17 protein-coding genes are annotated in these 19,986 nt (G+C 46.0%); 7 read left to right on the top strand and 10 right to left on the bottom strand.

Annotation, left to right across the window (positions count from 1 at the left end):
- Positions 1–597: 597 nt before the first annotated feature.
- From rimO to psbZ, 3 genes are all read right to left on the bottom strand, one after another.
- Positions 598–1,908 (bottom strand): 30S ribosomal protein S12 methylthiotransferase RimO, encoded by a 1,311-nt coding sequence (gene rimO, locus QUA33_RS07095; RefSeq protein WP_333147613.1) that lies wholly within the window; start codon positions 1,906–1,908, stop codon positions 598–600.
- A 214-nt stretch (positions 1,909–2,122) separates the two neighbouring features.
- A complete protein-coding gene (ribH, locus tag QUA33_RS07090) occupies positions 2,123–2,713 on the bottom strand; it encodes a 6,7-dimethyl-8-ribityllumazine synthase (protein WP_333094553.1) in 591 nt (196 codons plus the stop codon).
- A 218-nt stretch (positions 2,714–2,931) separates the two neighbouring features.
- Positions 2,932–3,123, bottom strand: a complete 192-nt coding sequence (gene psbZ / locus QUA33_RS07085) for a photosystem II reaction center protein PsbZ (protein ID WP_190735314.1) — start codon at positions 3,121–3,123, stop codon at positions 2,932–2,934.
- Positions 3,124–3,439: 316 nt separating this feature from the next.
- Between psbZ and QUA33_RS07080 the strand changes: the two genes are divergently transcribed.
- Both QUA33_RS07080 and QUA33_RS07075 read left to right on the top strand, forming a co-directional pair.
- Positions 3,440–6,415, top strand: coding sequence for a CBS domain-containing protein (locus tag QUA33_RS07080; protein ID WP_333147611.1), 2,976 nt, complete (start codon positions 3,440–3,442; stop codon positions 6,413–6,415).
- Between the two features lie 138 nt (positions 6,416–6,553).
- The gene (locus QUA33_RS07075; RefSeq protein ID WP_333147609.1) at positions 6,554–7,009 is read left to right on the top strand and encodes a DUF2127 domain-containing protein; all 456 of its coding nucleotides are present in this window, start codon (positions 6,554–6,556) and stop codon (positions 7,007–7,009) included.
- Between the two features lie 760 nt (positions 7,010–7,769).
- Here QUA33_RS07075 and QUA33_RS07070 read toward each other — a convergent pair.
- Positions 7,770–8,114: a DUF4870 domain-containing protein gene (locus tag QUA33_RS07070; RefSeq protein ID WP_333147607.1), complete on the bottom strand. Its 345-nt coding sequence runs from the start codon at positions 8,112–8,114 to the stop codon at positions 7,770–7,772.
- A gap of 102 nt (positions 8,115–8,216) precedes the next feature.
- Here QUA33_RS07070 and prfC point away from each other — a divergent pair, with 102 nt between their 5' ends.
- Both prfC and QUA33_RS07060 read left to right on the top strand, forming a co-directional pair.
- Complete coding sequence (gene prfC, locus QUA33_RS07065) at positions 8,217–9,845, top strand: peptide chain release factor 3 (RefSeq protein ID WP_190735310.1); 1,629 nt, start codon at positions 8,217–8,219, stop codon at positions 9,843–9,845.
- 167 nt (positions 9,846–10,012) lie between these two features.
- Positions 10,013–10,468, top strand: a complete 456-nt coding sequence (locus QUA33_RS07060) for a hypothetical protein (protein WP_333147605.1) — start codon at positions 10,013–10,015, stop codon at positions 10,466–10,468.
- Positions 10,469–10,642: 174 nt separating this feature from the next.
- Here QUA33_RS07060 and QUA33_RS07055 read toward each other — a convergent pair whose 3' ends face one another.
- The 5 genes from QUA33_RS07055 to QUA33_RS07035 all read right to left on the bottom strand — a co-directional run bounded on the left by QUA33_RS07055 (position 10,643) and on the right by QUA33_RS07035 (position 12,487).
- Positions 10,643–11,056: a PIN domain-containing protein gene (locus tag QUA33_RS07055; RefSeq protein WP_333147602.1), complete on the bottom strand. Its 414-nt coding sequence runs from the start codon at positions 11,054–11,056 to the stop codon at positions 10,643–10,645.
- Entirely contained in the window at positions 11,053–11,403 is a 351-nt protein-coding gene (locus tag QUA33_RS07050) for a hypothetical protein (protein ID WP_333147600.1), read from the bottom strand. The genes QUA33_RS07055 and QUA33_RS07050 overlap by 4 nt, the downstream gene beginning before the upstream one ends.
- A 142-nt stretch (positions 11,404–11,545) precedes the next feature.
- Positions 11,546–11,881 (bottom strand): DUF5615 family PIN-like protein, encoded by a 336-nt coding sequence (locus QUA33_RS07045; protein WP_333104333.1) that lies wholly within the window; start codon positions 11,879–11,881, stop codon positions 11,546–11,548.
- Positions 11,881–12,111 carry a DUF433 domain-containing protein gene (locus QUA33_RS07040; RefSeq protein WP_242725088.1) on the bottom strand — a complete coding sequence of 77 codons (231 nt, stop codon included), beginning with the start codon at positions 12,109–12,111 and terminating at the stop codon, positions 11,881–11,883. The genes QUA33_RS07045 and QUA33_RS07040 overlap by 1 nt, the downstream gene beginning before the upstream one ends.
- A 253-nt stretch (positions 12,112–12,364) precedes the next feature.
- Positions 12,365–12,487, bottom strand: coding sequence for a hypothetical protein (locus QUA33_RS07035; RefSeq protein ID WP_333147682.1), 123 nt, complete (start codon positions 12,485–12,487; stop codon positions 12,365–12,367).
- Positions 12,488–12,877: 390 nt separating this feature from the next.
- Here QUA33_RS07035 and QUA33_RS07030 point away from each other — a divergent pair, with 390 nt between their 5' ends.
- The 3 genes from QUA33_RS07030 (at position 12,878) to QUA33_RS07020 (ending at position 18,416) form a co-directional block, all read left to right on the top strand.
- Positions 12,878–14,104, top strand: a complete 1,227-nt coding sequence (locus QUA33_RS07030) for a hypothetical protein (protein WP_333147598.1) — start codon at positions 12,878–12,880, stop codon at positions 14,102–14,104.
- A gap of 268 nt (positions 14,105–14,372) precedes the next feature.
- A complete protein-coding gene (locus QUA33_RS07025) occupies positions 14,373–16,883 on the top strand; it encodes a zinc metalloprotease HtpX (RefSeq protein ID WP_333147596.1) in 2,511 nt (836 codons plus the stop codon).
- A gap of 969 nt (positions 16,884–17,852) precedes the next feature.
- Positions 17,853–18,416 (top strand): RNA-binding protein, encoded by a 564-nt coding sequence (locus QUA33_RS07020; RefSeq protein ID WP_333094544.1) that lies wholly within the window; start codon positions 17,853–17,855, stop codon positions 18,414–18,416.
- A 466-nt stretch (positions 18,417–18,882) separates the two neighbouring features.
- Here the strand turns inward: QUA33_RS07020 and QUA33_RS07015 are convergent, their stop codons facing one another.
- Positions 18,883–19,890, bottom strand: a complete 1,008-nt coding sequence (locus tag QUA33_RS07015; RefSeq protein ID WP_333147594.1) for a tellurite resistance TerB family protein — start codon at positions 19,888–19,890, stop codon at positions 18,883–18,885.
- Positions 19,891–19,986 lie beyond the last annotated feature (96 nt).

Raw genomic sequence — 19,986 nt, 5'->3', positions numbered from 1 at the left:
GCCGTCTTTGATTTTGTGACATCACCGATACCAACCGCCAGGGGTCGGGTTATAGGCTTCCAACATTCTTAAAACAGGACATTGGACTTCCTTTGAGGTACTTGCAAGCTTTCCCTCTGAGGCATTTTATAGTGAGGATCATGACCAGCCCCACTTCACTACATAGTAGTAACAGGTTGTTTGGTTCAGGCGCTATCCCGCAATCCGTCGCCTGCGGGATTGAGCGGGGGATGGGGCGACCGTTACCGCCTATCCATCTCAACACTCTTTCGGGATACCGTTGTGGTGTAGGGCGGACGGCGAAGCAATCTCAAATTATCCCCGCTTATTTCTGGCTTGTTATCATCATAACTCTTTACATTCAGAAACAAAACATTAAATTCGTTAAAATTTTCCGATGTTCTGTAGAGATTACCGCACCCCGACGGGGAGGGTCGATTGCCAGATAGGGGCTAAAAAAGTTTAGAACCCCTTTGCTACATATCTTTGCACAATTGTGTACTAACCGTTACTTTTGTTGCACAATCCGCTAATCATTTTTGGCTCGTGTCCGGTTTTTGTTCGCCGCACCGTCTCAGGCAACAGTTCCAGCAATACTTACACTTGACCGTAGAGGTCGTAGACATCTGCACCAGTAATTTTCACAGATACGATCGATCCCAGCCGCGCTTCTCCTGTCACATAGACGAGTCCATCTACTTCTGGGGAAAACCGAGCGGATCTACCAATCAACTCGCCTGTCTCTGGTTGTTCTTGTTCTATCAGGACATCAACTACCTGACCGACAGACTCTTGATTCTTTTTCAATGATATAGGTTGTTGTGCCGCCATTACCAAATTGCGCCGCATTTCCATTATTTCTGCAGGTATTTGCTGGGGCAAGCTGAAGGCTGGGGTTCCTTCTTCTGGCGAAAATACAAAAACTCCTACGTGATCGAATTCGTGGCGCTTGACAAATTCCAGCAAGTGTGCTGCGTGTTCGTCGGTTTCGCCGGGGAAGCCAACAATAAAAGTTGTTCGCATCACGGCGCCGGGAAGTGCTGCTTTGAGTCGATCGACTATGGCATCATTGATCCCAGCTTGAAAAGGCCGATTCATCGCCCGCAGAATTTCCGGGTGCGAGTGTTGCAGGGGTAAATCCAAATACGGCAAAACGTTGGGCGTTTCGCGGATGGCTGCGACAACTTGCGGAGTCAAACCTGTAGGATAGGCGTAGTGCATCCGAATCCAAGGTACATCTACTTCACCCAAAGCGCGCAGTAGTTCGGCTAGTTTCGGTTCGCCATAAATATCTTTGCCGTAGTTGGTGGTAATTTGAGAAATTAAGATAATTTCTTTTACCCCTTCGGATGCTAATTGCTTAGCTTCGGCGACGATAGATTCGATCGTCCGCGACCTTTGATTTCCGCGCAAGTGCGGGATAATGCAAAATGCACAGCGATAGTCGCAGCCTTCTGCTATTCGCAGATAAGCGACACCTTCCGATGTCGTGCGGTAGCGGGGAGTAGTTTCGTCAGCGATGTAAGTAGGTTCTGAAGAGACGAGGGAAACTCGATCGCCCTTTTCCACCTGCTGCATAACATTGACGATTTTATGATAGTCGCCAGTGCCGACAATTGCGACTGCTTCTGGCAATTCGTCCAGCAATTCCTGCTGAAAATGCTGTGCCATGCAGCCGGTGATAACTACTTTTTTATTAGCTTCTGCCAATTCTACCAAGGTGCGGACCGACTCTTCTCGCGCAGCTTGGATAAAACTACAAGTATTGACTACAACATAATCGGCTAATTCTTCATTAGAATCGACTTGATAGCCCGCTTGAGCCAGCAAGCCAATCATGTGTTCGGTATCGATGCGATTTTTTTCGCAGCCGAGGTGAGTAAATGCGATCGTTGGCTTCGTTGCCATGCAGTAATAGTTAGTGTTGCGCTATTTCTAAGAACATTTTATGATATCACACTCATTGCCTATTGGCAAGGTAATGGTCTAATTTGTGGCTCGGCGGCGACCAGTGGAATTTTTACCTTGGGGGCGGGCATAATCACCACCCCACAAGAGTCTTAAGATTTTTCCCGATGCAAATCTTGATGTTTTTTGAGCTTAAAAATACTCCTAGCCGAACTTACGAGGGGATTTGATCCGACGATACATCCGGGGCGATCGCCAGATTGGCTTCGCCCGAAAGCACTTGAGCAGCAGATCCACTAGCTAAGTGACCGTAAGAGTGTGTCCCCAAACCCTTAACTTGGCGCATCAAAGTGCCCATTTCCAAAGCACTCATCGCATAATTCCAGCCCAAATTGCTTTTAATTCCAGCCCTTTCCAAAGCTTGCTGCATCGTGTCAGTCGTCACCACCCCAAAAATCACCGGCACCCCTGTCTGAAAAGCAGCAGCAGCAATTCCCTTAGCAACCTCACCAGCCACAAAATCGAAATGAGGAGTTTGGCCCCGAATTACCGCACCCAGACAAATTACCGCATCGTAGCGGTGAGAAAGAGCAGCTTGGCGCGCCACCAAAGGAATCTCAAAACTTCCCGGCACCCAAAAAAAGTCAACCTGAGAGCCATGAGGATTAATATCAACCCCGTGGCGTTTCAAACAATCTTGACATCCCTCCAAAAGTTTGTTAACCACCAAATCGTTAAAACGACCGATGACAATAGCAAATCGCAAAGATTCGGTGTGAGTAAAAGTTCCCTCGAAAACAGTCATAGTGCTCTATTTTAGATTTTAGGTTTTAGATTTTAGTTTTTTTTGTGAGAAGGCAAAAGTCAGAAAGCAGCAGCATCTCATCTGAATCTCAAGTGCAAAAACATACAGGGTCGCGCGGTCTGGAAAATTCCTAGCTTCTGCCGAATGCCTTTCAATCGCTGGTAAATGCCTTCAGCCTTCTATCTTTTACCTTCTTTCTTCGAGAGAGTTGGGTGAAATTAAACGACTAAAAAGTTCAATACACCCACTGCAATAACCAGCAAAAACCAGAGACCCGACCCGACATAAATCAGGGATTTAGACTGATTCCAGTTTTGGGGAGAGGCATAAGCAACTGGTACGCCAACGACCATCACAAAAGACAGCAGTACCAGACCCAGTAAAACCACTTGAAACAGAATTGATAACATCTTTTCTCCTTTCGATATAACCGTGCGTTGATCCGAAATAGTTTCCCAGAACCGAAAAAAATCTTCCAAATTCTAGTTGTTGACAGTTTCTCGATAGTCGATCGAGAGATTGTCGGTTGATTGATAGGAAAGAACCCGTGCAAATTCGGGCATTGCGCGAACAGGCGTCAGCGGCTCTTGAGATTTCGATCAATTTTATCATTGTTCGCTACAGGACAGAAAACTGGAAAGGTTAAGTTAAAGCCCGATCGACACATCCGGTTTCAGAGGGCGAGAAATTGCTACTGTTTGAGTTAGAGATGCGGGATTTTCGGCTATGGACTTAGTTTTGTGCCACACAACAGCAGATTTTGACGCCTTGGGGGCGGCGGTGGGACTTTGCGTGCTGCGCCCCGGTAGCAGGATCGTATTGACGGGCGGGTGTCACCCGACAGTGCGGGATTTTTTGGCGCTACACCGCGACGAGTACCCACTGATTGAACGCCGATCGGTCAATCCCCAACAAATTCGATCGATTACTATAGTTGATGCCTCCGGGCGCGATCGTTTGGGAAAAGCCGCCGAGTGGCTGGATTTGCCACAAGTGAGCGAAATAGCGGTTTTCGACCATCACCTACAGGCCGATTTAGACATTCCCGCTACTGTTACGCAGATCGAAGCAGTCGGAGCCAGCACGACATTAATTGTCGAAAAGCTCAAAAATCAAGCAGAAAACAGCGACATACCCTTCCGCCTTCTGCCTTCGGAAGCAACAGTAATGGCCCTCGGCATCCACGTCGATACAGGTTCCCTCACCTTTGAGGGCGCCACTGCGCGAGATGCAATAGCTTTGGCGTGGTTGATGGAACAGGGAGCGAGTTTGGGGGTAATCGCTGAATATGTAGAACCCGGTTTGTCTCCTCAATTGCAAGATTTGCTTAGAGAAGCGCTGAATAATTTGCGATCGGAAACTTTGCACGGTTACAGCATAGCCTGGGTGCTGCTATCTACTGAATCCTACGTTCCGGGACTTTCTTCGCTGGCTTCTCGCTTGCTCGATTTAACTGAAACTGATGCTCTGCTTTTAGGCAATGTTTATAAATTTGGCGAAAACGAAAACAACCGCAACATCGCTCCCGAATCGCCAGTTTCCAATCGATTAACTATTATCGGTCGATCGCGCATCGAAGGAACAAACCTCAGCGAATTGTTCAAACCCTTCGGTGGCGGAGGCCACGCCCGCGCCGCTTCCCTCGCCACCCGCGATGTTGACCCCCTGCTGACTTTAAATCAGTTAGCTGACGAACTCAAAGCTCAAATTCCCCACCCTCCAACAGCCCGCGAATTAATGTCATCTCCAGTGCGGAGTATTCGCCCGGAAACATCGGTGGGGGAAGCTCACCGTATCCTCCTACGTTACGGACATTCCGGGCTTTCTGTGGTCGATGCGGGCGATCGACTCGCCGGCATTATCTCGCGCCGCGACATTGACATTGCCCTGCACCACGGTTTCAGTCACGCCCCCGTCAAGGGTTACATGAGTCCGCAGTTAAAAACGATCGCCCCGGATACCTTGCTGCCGGAAATTGAATCTTTAATGGTGACATACGATATCGGGCGCTTGCCAGTATTGGAAAACGGTCAACTCGTGGGAATTGTTACCCGGACTGACGTGTTGCGGGAATTGCACCAGCAAAAAGCGCGAGACAGGGGAAGCAATGCAGAATTGTCTTATTGTGCCGTGCCCGAATCGGTTGAGCAGTTGTTGCGATCGCGCATCAGTCCCGAATTATGGCAATTATTGTCGATCGCCGCCAATATTGCCCAAAACCGCGGCTGGCAACTTTATATTGTGGGTGGAGCAGTCCGGGATTTACTCTTAGCCACGGATGATACACTGGCCCTAACAGATATCGATTTGGTTGTGGATGGAAAGTGCGGTTCCGACGATTCCGGTGCTGGTGTCGAGTTAGCTTCATCGCTGCAAAAACTTTACCCGGAATCGCGTTTGGACGTTCACGGTCAATTTCAAACCGCTGCGCTTTTGTGGCACAAAGACTCTGCTTTCGGCTCGCTGTGGGTGGATATCGCTACGGCTCGCACTGAATTTTACCCTTATCCGGCTGCAAATCCTGAAGTTGAAGCGAGTTCAATTCGCCAAGATTTGTACCGCAGGGATTTTACAATTAATGCGCTGGCTGTGCGGTTGGGTATTCCTCGCAGTGGCGAATTGTTAGATTTTTTTTGCGGTTTGCTGGACTTGGAATCGAAGCAAATTCGAGTTTTGCACGCCAATAGTTTTATCGAAGATCCGACGCGAATTTATCGCGCTGTGCGGTTTGCGGTGCGGTTGGGATTTGAAATTGAGCCGCAGACGGAAGGATACATCCGCAACGCTTTGGCCAGCGGGATTTATTACCGAATTCAGGGGGAAAACGGCCGAGCTCCGGCTTTGGAAACTCGGCTCAAAAGCGAATTAAAATACATTTTGCAAGCTCCTTACTGGAAAGTTGCTTTGCAAATGCTGGGAGATTTGCAGGCTTTGCGCTGCATTCATCCTAGTTTGGAGTTGGATCGGGAGTTGTGGCGGCAACTGCGTTTGCTCGATCGGTGTTTGAATGGAAGAAGGAAGGAAGGTTCGGCAACGGATTATGTAACGGATGTAACGGATGTAACGGATGTCAGGAAGAAGGAAAAAGGAAGTTCGGCAACGGATTATGTAACGGATGTAACGGATGTAACGGATGTCAGGAAGAAGGAAAAAGGAAGAAGGAAGAAGGAAGAAGGAAGAGACAATTCCCTATTCCCTATTCCCCATTCCCCATTCCCCATTCCCCATTCCCCATTCCCCATTATCAATATTCCCGATTGGCAGATGCGGCTGGAAGTTTTGATAGCTTATTTAGCACCGGAATATCGCGGCAAGGTGGCTGCAAATCTTCAGTTACCTGCTGACAGCATTAAGCGGCTGGAAGTGTTGGAAGCCGGAAAGAAGCAGTTAGCAGAGAATTTGCCTAAATGCGAGTTGCCGAGTCAATTGGTGTTGCTGTTGAGGAATTATGAATTGCCGGTGTTAATTGCGATCGCCCTACAAAGTCGGCGAAGTGCACGCCGCCAAATCTGGGAATATCTCACCAGGTGGGCGAATGTTGAGCCGCCTTTAAATGGCAACGATTTGAAGGCTTTGGGTTATAAGCCGGGGCCTGGGTTTAAACGAATGTTGGATGATTTGTTGGCGGCGAGGTTGGATGGCGATTTGGGCGATCGGGCTGCTGCTATCTCTTTCTTAGCACAACGTTATCCTCAAACTTAGTAAGGTGCGTCAGCAGCGCGTTATTTTTGATATAATAGACTAGCTAATTGCTGACGCACTCTACTAAAATTTAATTTTTAAATCCTAAACAGCCTAACCAGGCGATCGCACATTATTGATATTTTTTCTAGAATTAAGGTGAAGAAACATCACGCTCCTGCTTTAATCGCAATTGTCTTTTACAAAACATTTGTGGCTTCGCTCTTGACAGTAACTTCGATTGCTTTGCTTTTCGCCTTAAAAAATCATCAAGCTTTAGAAGAATTTTCGCAATCTTATTTGTTAGAAAGCAAACTAAAAATTATTGAATTCATCTTAGACAAACTTCTAATTCTTAACCCCAAAAACTTACTAATTAGCGGACTCATCGCAGCACTTTATGCAGTTTTAACTGCTGTTGAAGCCGTTGGTTTGTGGTACGAAAAAGACTGGGCAACAATCTTAGTTTTAGTGCTTGTAAGCATCAGTATACCCCCTGAAATATATGAATTAGTTCACGGGGTCACGGTACTTAAGTTAGCGGTATTTATCACAAATGTAGGCATCTTATGGTATTTGCTCCACCACTGGCCGAAGCATGGTAAAGGAGCTTAAAATTTTGATTATTCAGAGGAAACTCACTTGATTTTATAAATGTCAGCATTTTCCATTTTAATTTCATAAAACGGCTGTTCAGTCAAATAAAAACCTCAATCTTTACAAAAATTTTGTGATTGTAAAGATTCGATAAAGCTACGAGGGGTTATACCCCCTATGAGTTATACTGACATATATATAGATGCACCCTGATGGCTTTCCCGTTCCACAAGAGCGGGATTTTTATTGGAAAAATATTGTATTAAGTTTTAAGACTCCTGGTGGAGATAGAATTGGTGGACAATTTCAATAAAACCATCGCCAGATGCAAAAATAGCACAGCTAAAAAGCAAAAACGATGGTTCGGAGCGATCTAATATCCGCCCTAACTCTGCGAAATAACCCAAAGGCGGTAGCATAGTTTGGGAAACGGCATCAAGGGAAGATCGACTTAGCGTACACAACAGCGCGGCAACAGGGCGAAGACACCATAATTAATAGTTGATTGTGCTTTAATTTTTGAATTTTTATGGATTAAGAACATTTCACTCATAATGTTAGGTTAATTTTCAGCAATCCCCAACTGGATGATGCTGAGTTTCACAAACTTTTAATTTTTTTTACTGAGTATTGTTTCCGATAATCAACCCTCTTTCTCACTTAAACAGTGTATTTGCCAGTTGGGAGTAACGAATGTGAGTTATAAAACAATTAAAAACCCGGTTTCTTTAAGAAGAAATCGGGTTATTGAAATCGATGGTGAAGCGCAATTTGCTGTCTAAACTATTCGGAAAATAAAAGGGTAGCGGTAAGGTTGGTTAGGATTTTGCAAAACGCTGAGGATAGCCATTATTGTCAGTCCCCAGTGCAGCAGATAACCTAGGGGCACTAGGATAAAGCCGGCGAGACCGAAAGTGACGACAGTTAACGCCACAATTACGGCGCTGTACACCCATACATTAAGGTGAAAATTGATGGCTTCTGTGGCGTTTTCTTTGACAACGGGGTCATCTGATACTAACAATACAGCGATCGGCGCTCCGATCGAGAACACTAACGTACTGAAAAAAATCGCCCCGTGGCACACCAGTGATAGCAGCTTCCGTTTGTCAGAGTCGTACATATTATTTTTCTTCGTTGACTTTATTGATAATTTTACCTTTAATAGCAACTGTAGCACAGGCTATAATGGCGATCGGGTGATGATTCCCCTACCTAATTTGTGATGACAACAGAACTCGAAACTGAATTGCTAACTGCTGTTGAGCGCCGGCGCAACTTTGCTATTATCTCCCACCCAGACGCGGGTAAAACTACTTTGACAGAAAAGCTGCTGCTGTACGGAGGTGCAATTCACGAAGCAGGTTCTGTGAAAGCGCGGCGGGCCCAGCGACACGCTACCTCTGACTGGATGGCGATGGAACAGCAGCGGGGAATTTCTATTACTTCTACTGTTTTGCAGTTTGAGTATAAAAAATATCACATTAATCTGCTCGATACTCCGGGACACCAAGATTTTAGCGAAGATACTTATCGCACTCTGGCTGCGGCTGACAATGCAGTGATGCTTGAGGATGCTGCTAAGGGTTTGGAACCGCAAACTCGGAAGTTATTTGAAGTTTGTAAGCTGCGAAGTTTGCCTATTTTTACTTTCTTTAATAAGCTCGATCGCCCTAGCAGAGAACCTTTGGATTTGTTGGACGAAATTGAGAAGGAATTGGGGTTGCAGACTTATCCGGTAAACTGGCCGATAGGTACGGGCGATCGCTTTAAAGGTGTTTTCGATCGCAGGGCGCGCAAAATTCACTTATTCGAGCGGGCTAAACACGGTTCTCGTGCTGCTGTTGATACCGTCATCGAATTGGGCGATCCGCGCATTGAAGATTTGTTGGAACAAGACCTTTACTATCAGCTTAAAGAAGAGTTAGAACTGCTTGATGAGTTAGGAACTGAACTCGATTTAGACTTGGTTCGGGCTGGAAAAATGACGCCTGTTTTCTTTGGCAGCGCGATGAGCAATTTTGGGGTAGAACTGTTTTTAGATGCGTTTTTAGATTACGCTATGAAGCCGATCGCCCGCAAGAGCAGCGCCGGAGACTTGCCACCAACTTATGAAGACTTTACCGGGTTTGTGTTTAAATTGCAAGCGAATATGGACCCGAGACACCGCGATCGGGTGGCGTTTATTCGGGTTTGTACGGGCAAGTTTGAAAAGGACATGAACGTGACTCACGCTCGCAGCGGTAAAACGGTGCGTTTGTCAAGACCTCAAAAGTTATTTGCTCAGGATCGGGAGTCGATCGAGGTTGCGTATCCGGGTGATGTGATCGGTTTGAACAATCCGGGGGTATTTGCGATCGGCGATACTATTTACACCGGCCAAAAACTGGAATATGAAGGGATTCCCTGTTTTTCTCCTGAACTTTTTGCTTTTTTGAGAAATCCCAATCCTTCTAAGTTTAAGCAGTTCCGCAAAGGCGTTTCTGAGTTGCAGGAAGAAGGCGCAGTGCAAATTATGTACTCGGTTGATGAGTCGAAACGCGAGCCAATTTTGGCCGCTGTCGGACAGTTGCAATTTGAAGTTGTGCAGTTCAGAATGCAGTCGGAATATAATGTGGAAACGACCATCGATATGTTGCCTTACAGTGTAGCTCGTTGGGTTGACGGCGGTTGGGAGGCGCTGGAAAAAGTTGGGCGGCTGTTTAATACCGTGACGGTGAAAGATACTTGGGGAAGGCCGGTTTTGCTGTTTAGAAATGAGTGGAATTGCCGCCAGGTGGAAGGGGAGCATCCTGTGTTGAAGTTAAATGCGATCGCCCCTGTGGTTTCTGGTTTGGCTGTTAGCGAGGAGTAGGGCTTACGCATGGAACCCAGAAACCGGGTTTTTTTACGAGAAGACGCATTACACACCGTAAATTCGGTAAAAAACCCGGTTTCTTTGTCGGAGTGCGTAAGTTATGTGAATGATTAAAGAGATGAAGGAGGCGATCGAAATTATCTCGAAGAAAAGGAGGAAGAGTGATGCACAAGTACATTATTTTTCAGGCTGAGTCAGATGAGGATGAAGGCTGGAGACAGAGAAAACTCCAACACAGCCAAGCTCTAACTTTTATCATTGCAGAAAACTGGGACTCTTCTAACGAACCGATTCCTGAACCGGGATATCGCCCTGTAGAATTTGTGCGGGTGGAGTCAGAACACGATCCAAAGGAACACGCACACAATACTCACTATCGCGTCAGCAATTGGGAAGTTGTGCGGGTGCAAACATACACGCCTGACATTCCAACTCCGATGAGCGACTATGACGTAATTGTGATGTGTTACTGTCGGTACAACCCGATCGAGGCTCCTCTCAAACCGATGCCGAAACGACAGGTATCGATCGATTCTTTTGGTGGCGATGAGGTGGCTTACAAGCAATACCTGGAATCGGAAAAGGGCAAGAATTATGCGCCATCAGGTATCAAGTCTTAGGGCTGACGCGCGGGTGGTCAGAAACCGGGTTTTTCCCTTGAATAATTCGTTGTGATGCGTAGATTCTGCCAAAAACCGGGTTTCTTTGTCGGAGTGTCGCCCAATTCGTAAGGTGCGTCAGTTGGAAAACCCTAATTTTTATGAGTAAACTGAAGACTGATGCACCCTACAAGCTTATCTCAAACGTTCTAATAACTCTTTAGGTGAGAGAATTGGTAAGGTCGCGCCGGCGAAATCTCCTGCATCGCGGGTTACAATCACCTCCAAGTTATCTGACAGCGCACAAGCTAACTGCACGGCATCTTCAAAATCGGTTAAATTAGATGCAAATGCTATTTCCAAAACGTGGCGATCGACGGCAGATACTTTCATTAATGCTAGTGTTTCAGCAATAGCTTGCCTAGCGCGATCGAGGCTGCGAGTTTGCCTTCTGACTATATAGAAGATATTTGTTAAAGTTGTTGCCGTTACATATCCCTCAATTTGCTCATTTTCGATCGCCTCAAATAAAGCATCAGCATCCTCTACAAACGGTTCTCGCTCTAGCAAACTATCGAGGATAATGTTGGTGTCTATTAATACCTTCATTTTAGGTATTTCTCCACCAAACGTTCTTCTAACATGGCTGCAACTTCGGCATCTGTTGGAGGTGGCGTATCGGTTTTTGCTAGCCCTCTGAGTCGCTTTGCCGCACCTTTGCGATCGCGGGGCAATCTAATTTTAACTTCTGCATCTGTTGCGGGTGGTGCATCAGTTTTTGCTAGCCCCGTCACGGGTTCCACAAAGTCATCTAGCAGAGGTTGGCGGGGTCTGAGTTCCTGTCTGATGGACTCAACAATCGCGTTGACTAGAGCTAATCTGTCGGTAACTGATAGTTTGTGGGCTTCTCGGCTTAATGGCAGCCAAGGAATTTGGGGTATTTGGGATTCGTTCATATTTATATTTTGATATTTTTTGGGTCTATTTTAGCAAATTTAGGACTGACGCACGGGTAGCCGAGAAACCGGGTTTTTTCCTTGAATAATTCGTTGTGATGCGTAGATTCAGCCAAAAAACCGATTTGTTTAAACGTTTTTATTAAAACAAACTGATAATACCGCTATTAGGAGTGTCACTTAAAACTGCGATCGCACCATAGTTCTCTCTGAGTAGCCTCTCGATATCCCGCGTCGAGCAATTTCCGCGCCGTATCCAAATTACCTTGGGAGGAAACCCCAACAATAGACTCAATTCGCTAAAATCCGCATCCTTGGTAACGACAATATAGTCATGCTGACGAGCATACTCCCAAACTTCGCGATCTGGTGCGGTAGGTAATCCAATTGCATCAACATGAGCGGAATCTGGATAAATATCAGCAAGGAGATTGACAAGACGAGGAGAGAGATTTTGGTCAAATAACAGTAGTTTCATCACCCAACAACTAACATAAACTGCTCTCGTTTAGCTGCGAAACTCAAGCAAGCTAAAATATCCTGTTGCGTGAGATAGGGAAAATCCTCTAGGATTTCTTGATAAGTCATCCCAGAAGCGAGATATTCCAACACGTCATAAACCGTAATTCTCATACCTCGAATACACGGTTTACCACCTCGCTTACCCGGTTCGATCGTAATAATCTTAGCGATGTCTTGTTCTGACATGGCATCTTTCCTTTAGCTACTGTTTTCAATTTTAGCATCAAAAAATAGGAATTGATTCACCGATCGCACGGGTGGCCAGAAACCGGGTTTTTTCGATAATTCTTGGTTGTGATGCGTAGATTCGGCCAAAAACCCGGTTTCTTTGAAGGCTGAGGCGCTAATGACCAGAAACCGGGTTTTTTCGAGAATATTTCGTTGTGATTCGTATATCTGGTAAAAAACCCGGTTTCTTTGTCGGATTCACTCGTTCCCATCAAGCTACCAAAGAACTTGCAACAATACCACCACCTAACACGCGATCGAGTTCTTCATAGCCTGAAGGCGATCGCGCTTGGTCGTTGTCGGTAATTTGCGAAACCACAGCTATTACAAACATATCGACTTTTTGCTTTTGCCATTATTTAAATATATCGCCTACCTACTTACATGATTTTGTCTGGCTAATTATCTAAATGGGTGATTAGGCAGAATTTTTCTGTATAACTACCCCAAAATGGTGTGTTAGCAAGAAAGTTTCTGCATAACATGACATATGGGGTGATTAGGCAGAAATCTGACTTTCGGGCTAAATCGCCTATAGTCAGATTAGATGGAAATTTTCCGTCTAATACATAGTTAGCCCGCTGAGTTATCGGTGGGGATATACTGCAAAGCTATCTGCTTGTGTTCAGGGCCTAGTTATCGCCATATCTCGTGTATGGGAAAAAATACACTCATGTTGCTACAATAGAGCAAAATCGCTCAATCAAAGTTCAAGGTTTCCCAGATGCCTCAACAAAGCCCGCTCGAACTTGCGAAACAAGGAAATCCCAATGCCATCGCTGTATTAATAAATCGTAATGTTAAGCCCAAAGGGATAACTGCAAAAGTTAGTCGCAAGGATGACTGTCTGAGGGTCATGCTCGAATCAAATCAAGTCCCCAACCAGGACAATCTGAGCGAGTTTATTCGCAATGCCATCCTAAAACTAGGAATAGCTGAACTTAATACTCTTCAGGTTCTTGGGCGACAGGTAGGTGATAAAGCTCCCGCATGGAGCCAGACAATTAACTTGAAAATGCCATCATCACCCCTAACCAATCATGATGTGATATCAGAACCGCAAGATCTGCGCTCCCAACGCGTACAAAGTCCTATATCCTCTTCTCAAAACAATAATATTCTAACGGCTCCAAATAGTAATTTAGTCCCTCATTCTGGCAGCGATGCTAATCCAGAAGTAATTCTGCTTCGAGAAGCAGCACAAAAAGGAGATATTCAGGCTATTTCTAGTCTTATCGGTCGAGCAATTGCACCTCGGAATATAACAGTGGAGGCGACAATGCAACATGGTGTTATTTTGTGGTTGAAGATATATCCCCTAGCGACAATGCAACCTCAATCCTGCATCCAGGCTGTAACTGGCATACTGAATGATATTCAGCCAGATAAAGTACGTTCAGTAAGAGTTTCAGAGATTGCATCAGATAAAAAAACGGAAGTATGGAACCGATTTCTTGCTCTTAAGAATGGGAAATTTGTAGACAACACAACTTCTAGTAACATAGGTCTTGGCGTTTTTGTTGTCTTAATTATTGGTTTAGTTGGCTATTGCGCTCTCCCGAAACAGCCTACTACATCTCCCACTGCCACATCTACTGCGCCTACATCAGGTCAAGAGCAAAGTCAGTTGCAGCAAGGTAAGTGGTATGAAGGGGGCACGTTACATAACGCTGGTGCACTCGAATGGCAACAAGCAAGTTATGAGAATAAGTTGGCCACCTGTGCAGACATTGTTTCAGCTATGTGGCAGAAAAAATCACTCAAGCCATCGATTCAGAACCAGATAAAGTCTATGGATGATATAAGGGTGCTTGCCCAAGAGCTTGTGACACAAATGGATGCAGTGATGAAAGAAAAATCAAATCCAGAGGAGAACAAACAGATTTATACAAATCAAAAAGTAAGTGATATTGCTGCTCTATTAATGCTATCGATGGGTTGGGTTAAATGATACGGCAAAACCTAATTGTTTTGCATACACCAATTCTGACGCACCTTATACCAGTTGCAAAAAGTAATCCTACAAAATAAGTGTTGTTTGTTTTGTGAGTCCTGTTTTCCCGGTGCGTCGCTATGAGATTCTCGATCACATCCAGGGATTTTTCTAAGGCGACGCACCCTACGACTAAAGATCCATCCGTTACATCCCGTAGATTGCTAGTTGCCGAACTGCCGGAGGGTGAGGTTATCTTGGAAAAGACGCGATCGCCAGCACTGTAATGGTATCTCCACCTAATTCAAATCAATCGGGTTCATCTTTGAAACAGTCTCTAGAGGCTGGGTTAGCTGCTTTGAAAGCGCGGGATTACGATCGGGCGATCGCCCTTTTAGAATCCGTTACTCAAACCGCAGCTAATCAGCCGTCGGGAATCCGCGCGCAGATGGGGTTAGTGGCTGCGTACAAAGCAACCGGTAATGTCAAAAAGGCGATCGCCCTGTGCTCTTCCCTCGCCAAAAGTCCCAACTCTCAAGTCAAAACTTGGGCCGATCGCGCTTTAACAGAATTAACCCCCCCTCCCCCCCCAAAACCACCGGCAAATAAATCAAAATCCGCAGAAACTCCCCCCGAAACAGGCTTTGTCGCCTTTGATGCCGGAACAAAATCGCCGAAAAAAACGATTGGGGGCGATGGCTTACGCCCCGCTTCGCTACGACCGACCGCAGATAAAAAAACAGGATTTTTACCTTTAGAGCCTGCTTTAAAGCCTGGGAACGCCAAATCGCAACATATTTCCCCGCCACCTCCACCCCCCACAAGCCAGACTTCAGAACCGGAAAACTCGACAGAAACCGCACCCGATACCGCAGAAATTAGCGGCGAAAATAGTTCCGGTTCCCCAACAGATCTCCCCGGAGTCGCCAGCCCAGATACTTACCAACTCACTTGGCGCGAAGCAGGGCGCACCGCGAAAAGCCCGCGCCCGCTCAAACCGCTGAAGTTGCTGGAGTTTCGGGTGGAAGCCGTTGCAAGTGCGATCGCCCTATTTTTCCTAGCCCGGTTTATCCTGCAATTCCTGCTGACAAACACTAATTCTCTGTTGGTTCAGCTTTACATATTCAGTAGACTGCCTATTTTCGCGCCGATTCAGCTTTTTTACCGCGATCCAACTCCCTTTGTTCAGATGGTTTTTGGATTGCTTTTGGCCTCGTCTCCCTGGCTGATAGACGCGCTGCTAAAACTTTTTTGCGGCATCGAAACCCTGCGCGGGTCAGTTTTATCCAAGCACAGCAAGGAAGCTAGTCGGATATTGCGAAGTTTTTGTACGAAGCAAAATATGCCGGTGCCGGTGCTGAAACTCTTGCCGCTGAATGTTCCTGTAGCTTTCAGTTACGGCGGTTTGCCCCGTTTTGCTCGGATTGCTGTGAGTCGGGGGCTGTTGGAACAGTTGACGGATGATGAAATTGCTACTATTTTCGCGCGGGAGTTGGGCCATATCTCTCACTGGGATTTTGCGCCGATGTCGCTGGCGCTGCTGGTGATTCAGATTCCTTACTTGATTTATTGGCAGGTGGCGCACTGGCAAGAGCGGTTGTGTGATTTAATGACGATCGAGTTTTTGCGTTCTGCTGTTAAATTTGTGGCCGCTGCAATTTCTGCTACGAGTTATGGGATTTATAAGTTGTTGCGCTGGCCGATGTTGTGGGTGTCGCGCCGCAGAGTGTATTTTAGCGATCGCACTGCTGCGGAAATTACGGGCAATCCTAACGGTTTGACGCGGGCATTGTCTAAAATTGCGATCGGCATTGCTGATAATATCGAACAGCAAAAACAAACTAGCTTTTTCCTCGAAAGTTTCGATCTATTGTTACCCGTAGGTGTTGGACAGGCTGTAAGCCTTGGTTCTGCTGCATTACACGCGCCGCTGGAACAGATTTTGTTGTGGGATGTTAGCAATCGCGAGCGCAATTGGTTGACGGTTAACCGCACGCATCCTTTGCTGGGAGAGCGTTTGAAGCTGTTGGCTCTTTATGCTCAATTCTGGAAGCTAGAGACAGAGTTAGATTTGGCAAACGCGGGAGTGCAAGAACAACCCAGGAAAGGAAAATTGTCTCTGTTTAAGTCAATACTCGAATTTAAAGACTCCAAACTATTTTTACAGGGTGCGCCGTTTTTTGGAATTCCGATGAGTTTGGCGATAGTCGGGGTGCTTTGGCTGATTGGGGGGATTTTTTCGAGGACGAGTATTTGGCAGTTGGATTGGCTTTGGGGCGATCGATCAATTCTTTGGGGCTGTTTGCCGATCGGATTTAGCATCGGTACTTTGATGCGGATCAATTCTTTCTTCCCGGATATTATACCCCGAGAAACCGCTTCGCCGAGTTTGCCGGAAATTTTGTCAAATCCCGATAGTTTGCCGCTGGATGCTGAACCGGTGCGGCTGGAAGGGCAACTTTTAGGTCGATCGGGTATGAATAATTGGCTGGGACAAGATTTGATTTTGCAAACGGCGACGGGTTTGGTGAGGTTGCACTATGTTTCGAGGTTTGGCTACATTGGCTCTTTGTGGCCATTTTTGTTCAAAGAGACTACTCGCCCTAGCGATTTGATCGGAACATCTGTTGTGGCGACTGGTTGGCTGCGCCGGGGTGCTACTGTGGCGATCGACCTTGAAAGTCTCCGCAGTCAAGGAGGGAGAGTCAGTGACAGCGGACATCCGATTTGGTCGGCGGTTTTGGCTTTTGCTGCTGCTATTTGGGGCGCATACATCATTATCCAGGGCCCTAGGTGAGGAATAGCGATCGGATTGCCACGCGAGTTGCGAACAACGCGCAGCCTCGATCGGTTTTGAGTTAAACAGCGGATAGGCGATCGGATTCTGGAGTTGCTCCCTACGCACCCTACAGTCTATCCGTTACATCCGTTACAAAATCCGTTGCCGAACTTCCTTCGTAAAGAAAAGTTGCTTTTTTGCCAGCAGTCTGTTACATTAGTTTACAGGAATTAAATTGAACCAAACAGCGCGATAACTTCAGTTGGCTAAAATCCCTTAAGGCATTGCGTAAAAATTGTCAACATCCCAACACAGCAAGTACAGCCAGCCGCTTGTCGGCTGTTTTTTTTCGACCGCTATTTTTGCTGGGCGGGATGAATTCTCAAAAGTGATTCAGATGTGGTTTCCGTTAAATTCAGACTGAAATCTTCCTAAATAACTAGCTCTGTTACCAAGGCTGTGATACCTTTAAAGAATGCTCGGACTCTGCCGGGCCTGATTTAAGGGATAGCGGGTAAGTGAGTAGTTCTCAGCATTAGGAGCGACATTAGGAGCGAGGTAAGATTACTGGCTGAAAAAATGTTAGCCATTTTATCCATCACTGTATTAAACTGAATACTGGCATTCCGATCGCTTGCAATTGACATCCTTGGACATAAATTTCTAGACGGCGCTGGCTATAAACATTCTGAATCAAAACCGGAAGCAAGTAATACAGAATAGCCAATAGCCTAAACATTTGAGTGATGACTAAAAGTTTACACAACAACCTGAGATTTAAAAGCTCTCTGCATCGGCGGTTAAGTTCCGGCCTTATCAGAGTAAATCATCTTTTTGTTCTAAAAGGTGGGGGGAGCTGTCAAGGTTGGTGGGAGGAATGCGCCAATTCTCGGGTTATGTGCTGTTTGTCTGAAGTCAATATTCAGTTGACTTCAGGTGATTCTGTTCGAGCAAATTAATTAAAATCCAAGTCGGGAGGAATTTTTCATGTCTATTCGTCTTTATGTTGGCAATCTACCGAAGGAACTCGATCGCCAAGAATTGCAAGAAGTTTTTGCGCCGGAGGGCGAATCTGTTACCACCAAGGTAATTACAGACCGCAAAACTGGAAAATGCAGAGGATTCGGTTTTGTGACGGTGCTAACCGACGAACAAGCCGACCAAGTTATTGAGAAATACAACGGCTTGATGTTCAAAGAAAACCCGCTGAAAATAGAGAAGGCATTGCCGCGCTCTAAGGGTAAATCAGAGAAGGGCGAAGACGATCAGCAGCAGTCGCCGCAGTCACCGCAATTGGTGTCGGCGTCGGCGTCTGTGCCTATGCCTGTACCTGCGCCGCAGCAACAGCAGCGCTCGGCTCCCCCTACCCAAGGTGGAGGCGGTTCCAGCAAAAGCAATCGCCGTCGGGGTGACAACAACAAGTCTCGCCGCAATCAGTCAGCAGCAACGGTGTCGAGCGCTGATTCCGGCTCGGTGCAGCCAGATCCGCGCTGGGCGAGTGCTCTGGAAGAACTCAAGCAAAGATTGGTGGAAGCTCAGACTACTAATTAGTCGCAAATGGCGGCTAATTGCTGCTGCCTCTCGACTGTGGTTAACTGAATGTATCTGGAAGTGCGATCGAGAATCGGTCAAAAAAGCCTGTTGTCGATCGCACAATTTTATTGTAAAAACCTCTAAGGATCGTGAATTAAATAATTTGCATAAGCCTGTGGGATGGGCGTCTCGCCCGTCTATAAAGGACGGGCGAGACGCCCATCCCACAAGAATAATCACGCATTGCAGGTTATTTAATTCTTATTTCTAATATCTAGCGCAGTGCGGTAAAATAACCACGCTCGCGCAAGTAGTGAGGATTTAATTCCTACCTAGAAAGATTTTGATTTTGGTCGATCGACCGGACACGATGTAATATAGTGAGAATGGTTGGCAAAAAACCCGGTTTCTGTGAAAATATAGGGTTGAGCAGCGAAACATCTAGAAAGAAACCAGGTTTTTAGCGCGTCTAAACAAGTCATCTTTATTCGATTGGCCCGAATTCGATTGTCTCAATAAACTCAAAAATCTTGTTCATAATTCCCTCAACTTCAGACTCCAGGGAACCCAACTCATTCCCCTCCTGATAAATTCGCTGACAGCTTACCGTATAGCAAAAATCGTCAGCAATAAAAGCCATAAGTCCCCGGTAAGCATCCAACCGAGTCAGAGGGCCATCGTTTTTCTGCACGCTGATAGTTGCACCCGCAGGCAAATCTAAAACCACGAAATAAGCTTCTTCATCTTCTAAATATTCTGCGTGGAGTAACTTAGAATTGGGAACATTAGCAAGAATTGCCTGAGAAACAAAATTGTCGAGAAAAGACTTGAGATAACCTTCCTCGCCAACCGACTCGATTGTTTCTTCCACTTCACCAGCAACAGGGAAATAATCAATTTTCAGGAAAACGCCAAAGTCGTCTGAAAATGCGACACAACCTTCTTGATCATCAATTTTACCGCCTCGTTCCTCGTCAACAGGAATGGGAACGCTAAAATTGCCTTCAGGAGATACGTACCATGCGGCATCGAAATCAGACTCTTCGCCCTCTACTTCCGAGTAAGCAGCAGTTACATCCTCAATAATTTCTGCTGCTTCCTCGTCTTCCACACCTAATGCTTGCTGGAATTCTTGGAGAAAAGCCTCGTGCTTCTGGGATATTTCGCCATCTGCGACAAACATTGCTGCGGTTATTGCAAAAGTATCCAAAACTAACTCATCTGGCATGGATTCCCAAGCAGTATTAAATAATGCTCCTAAACCGTCTTGGGCCACAATACTGGCGAGTCTTTGAAACATTGCTGACATATCATCTTCCGAGTATTCAGCAAATATTTCGGATTCCCAAAGTATGCTTTCTAAGATATCAGCATCCGTATCAGGGGAATTGGCCTCCGCTGCCACCAATGCTACCGCTGCTACGCATTCTTCTAAAGTCAAGCTTGCTTCGGATTGGTCTTCTGAATTGAATATTTTATCAAACTTGCTCACAGGTTTTGCCCCGCTAGTGTTTAGTTTTGCTATTCATAGCAAATTTATGACATAAAAAGATAGTAGTCAGGGATACATTTACTTTTTGCAAAATCC

Source organism: Microcoleus sp. Pol14D4, assembly GCF_036701245.1.
In the GTDB taxonomy this organism is placed as follows: Bacteria; Cyanobacteriota; Cyanobacteriia; order Cyanobacteriales; family Microcoleaceae; genus Microcoleus.
This window is presented reverse-complemented; position numbering and strand designations above follow the sequence as displayed.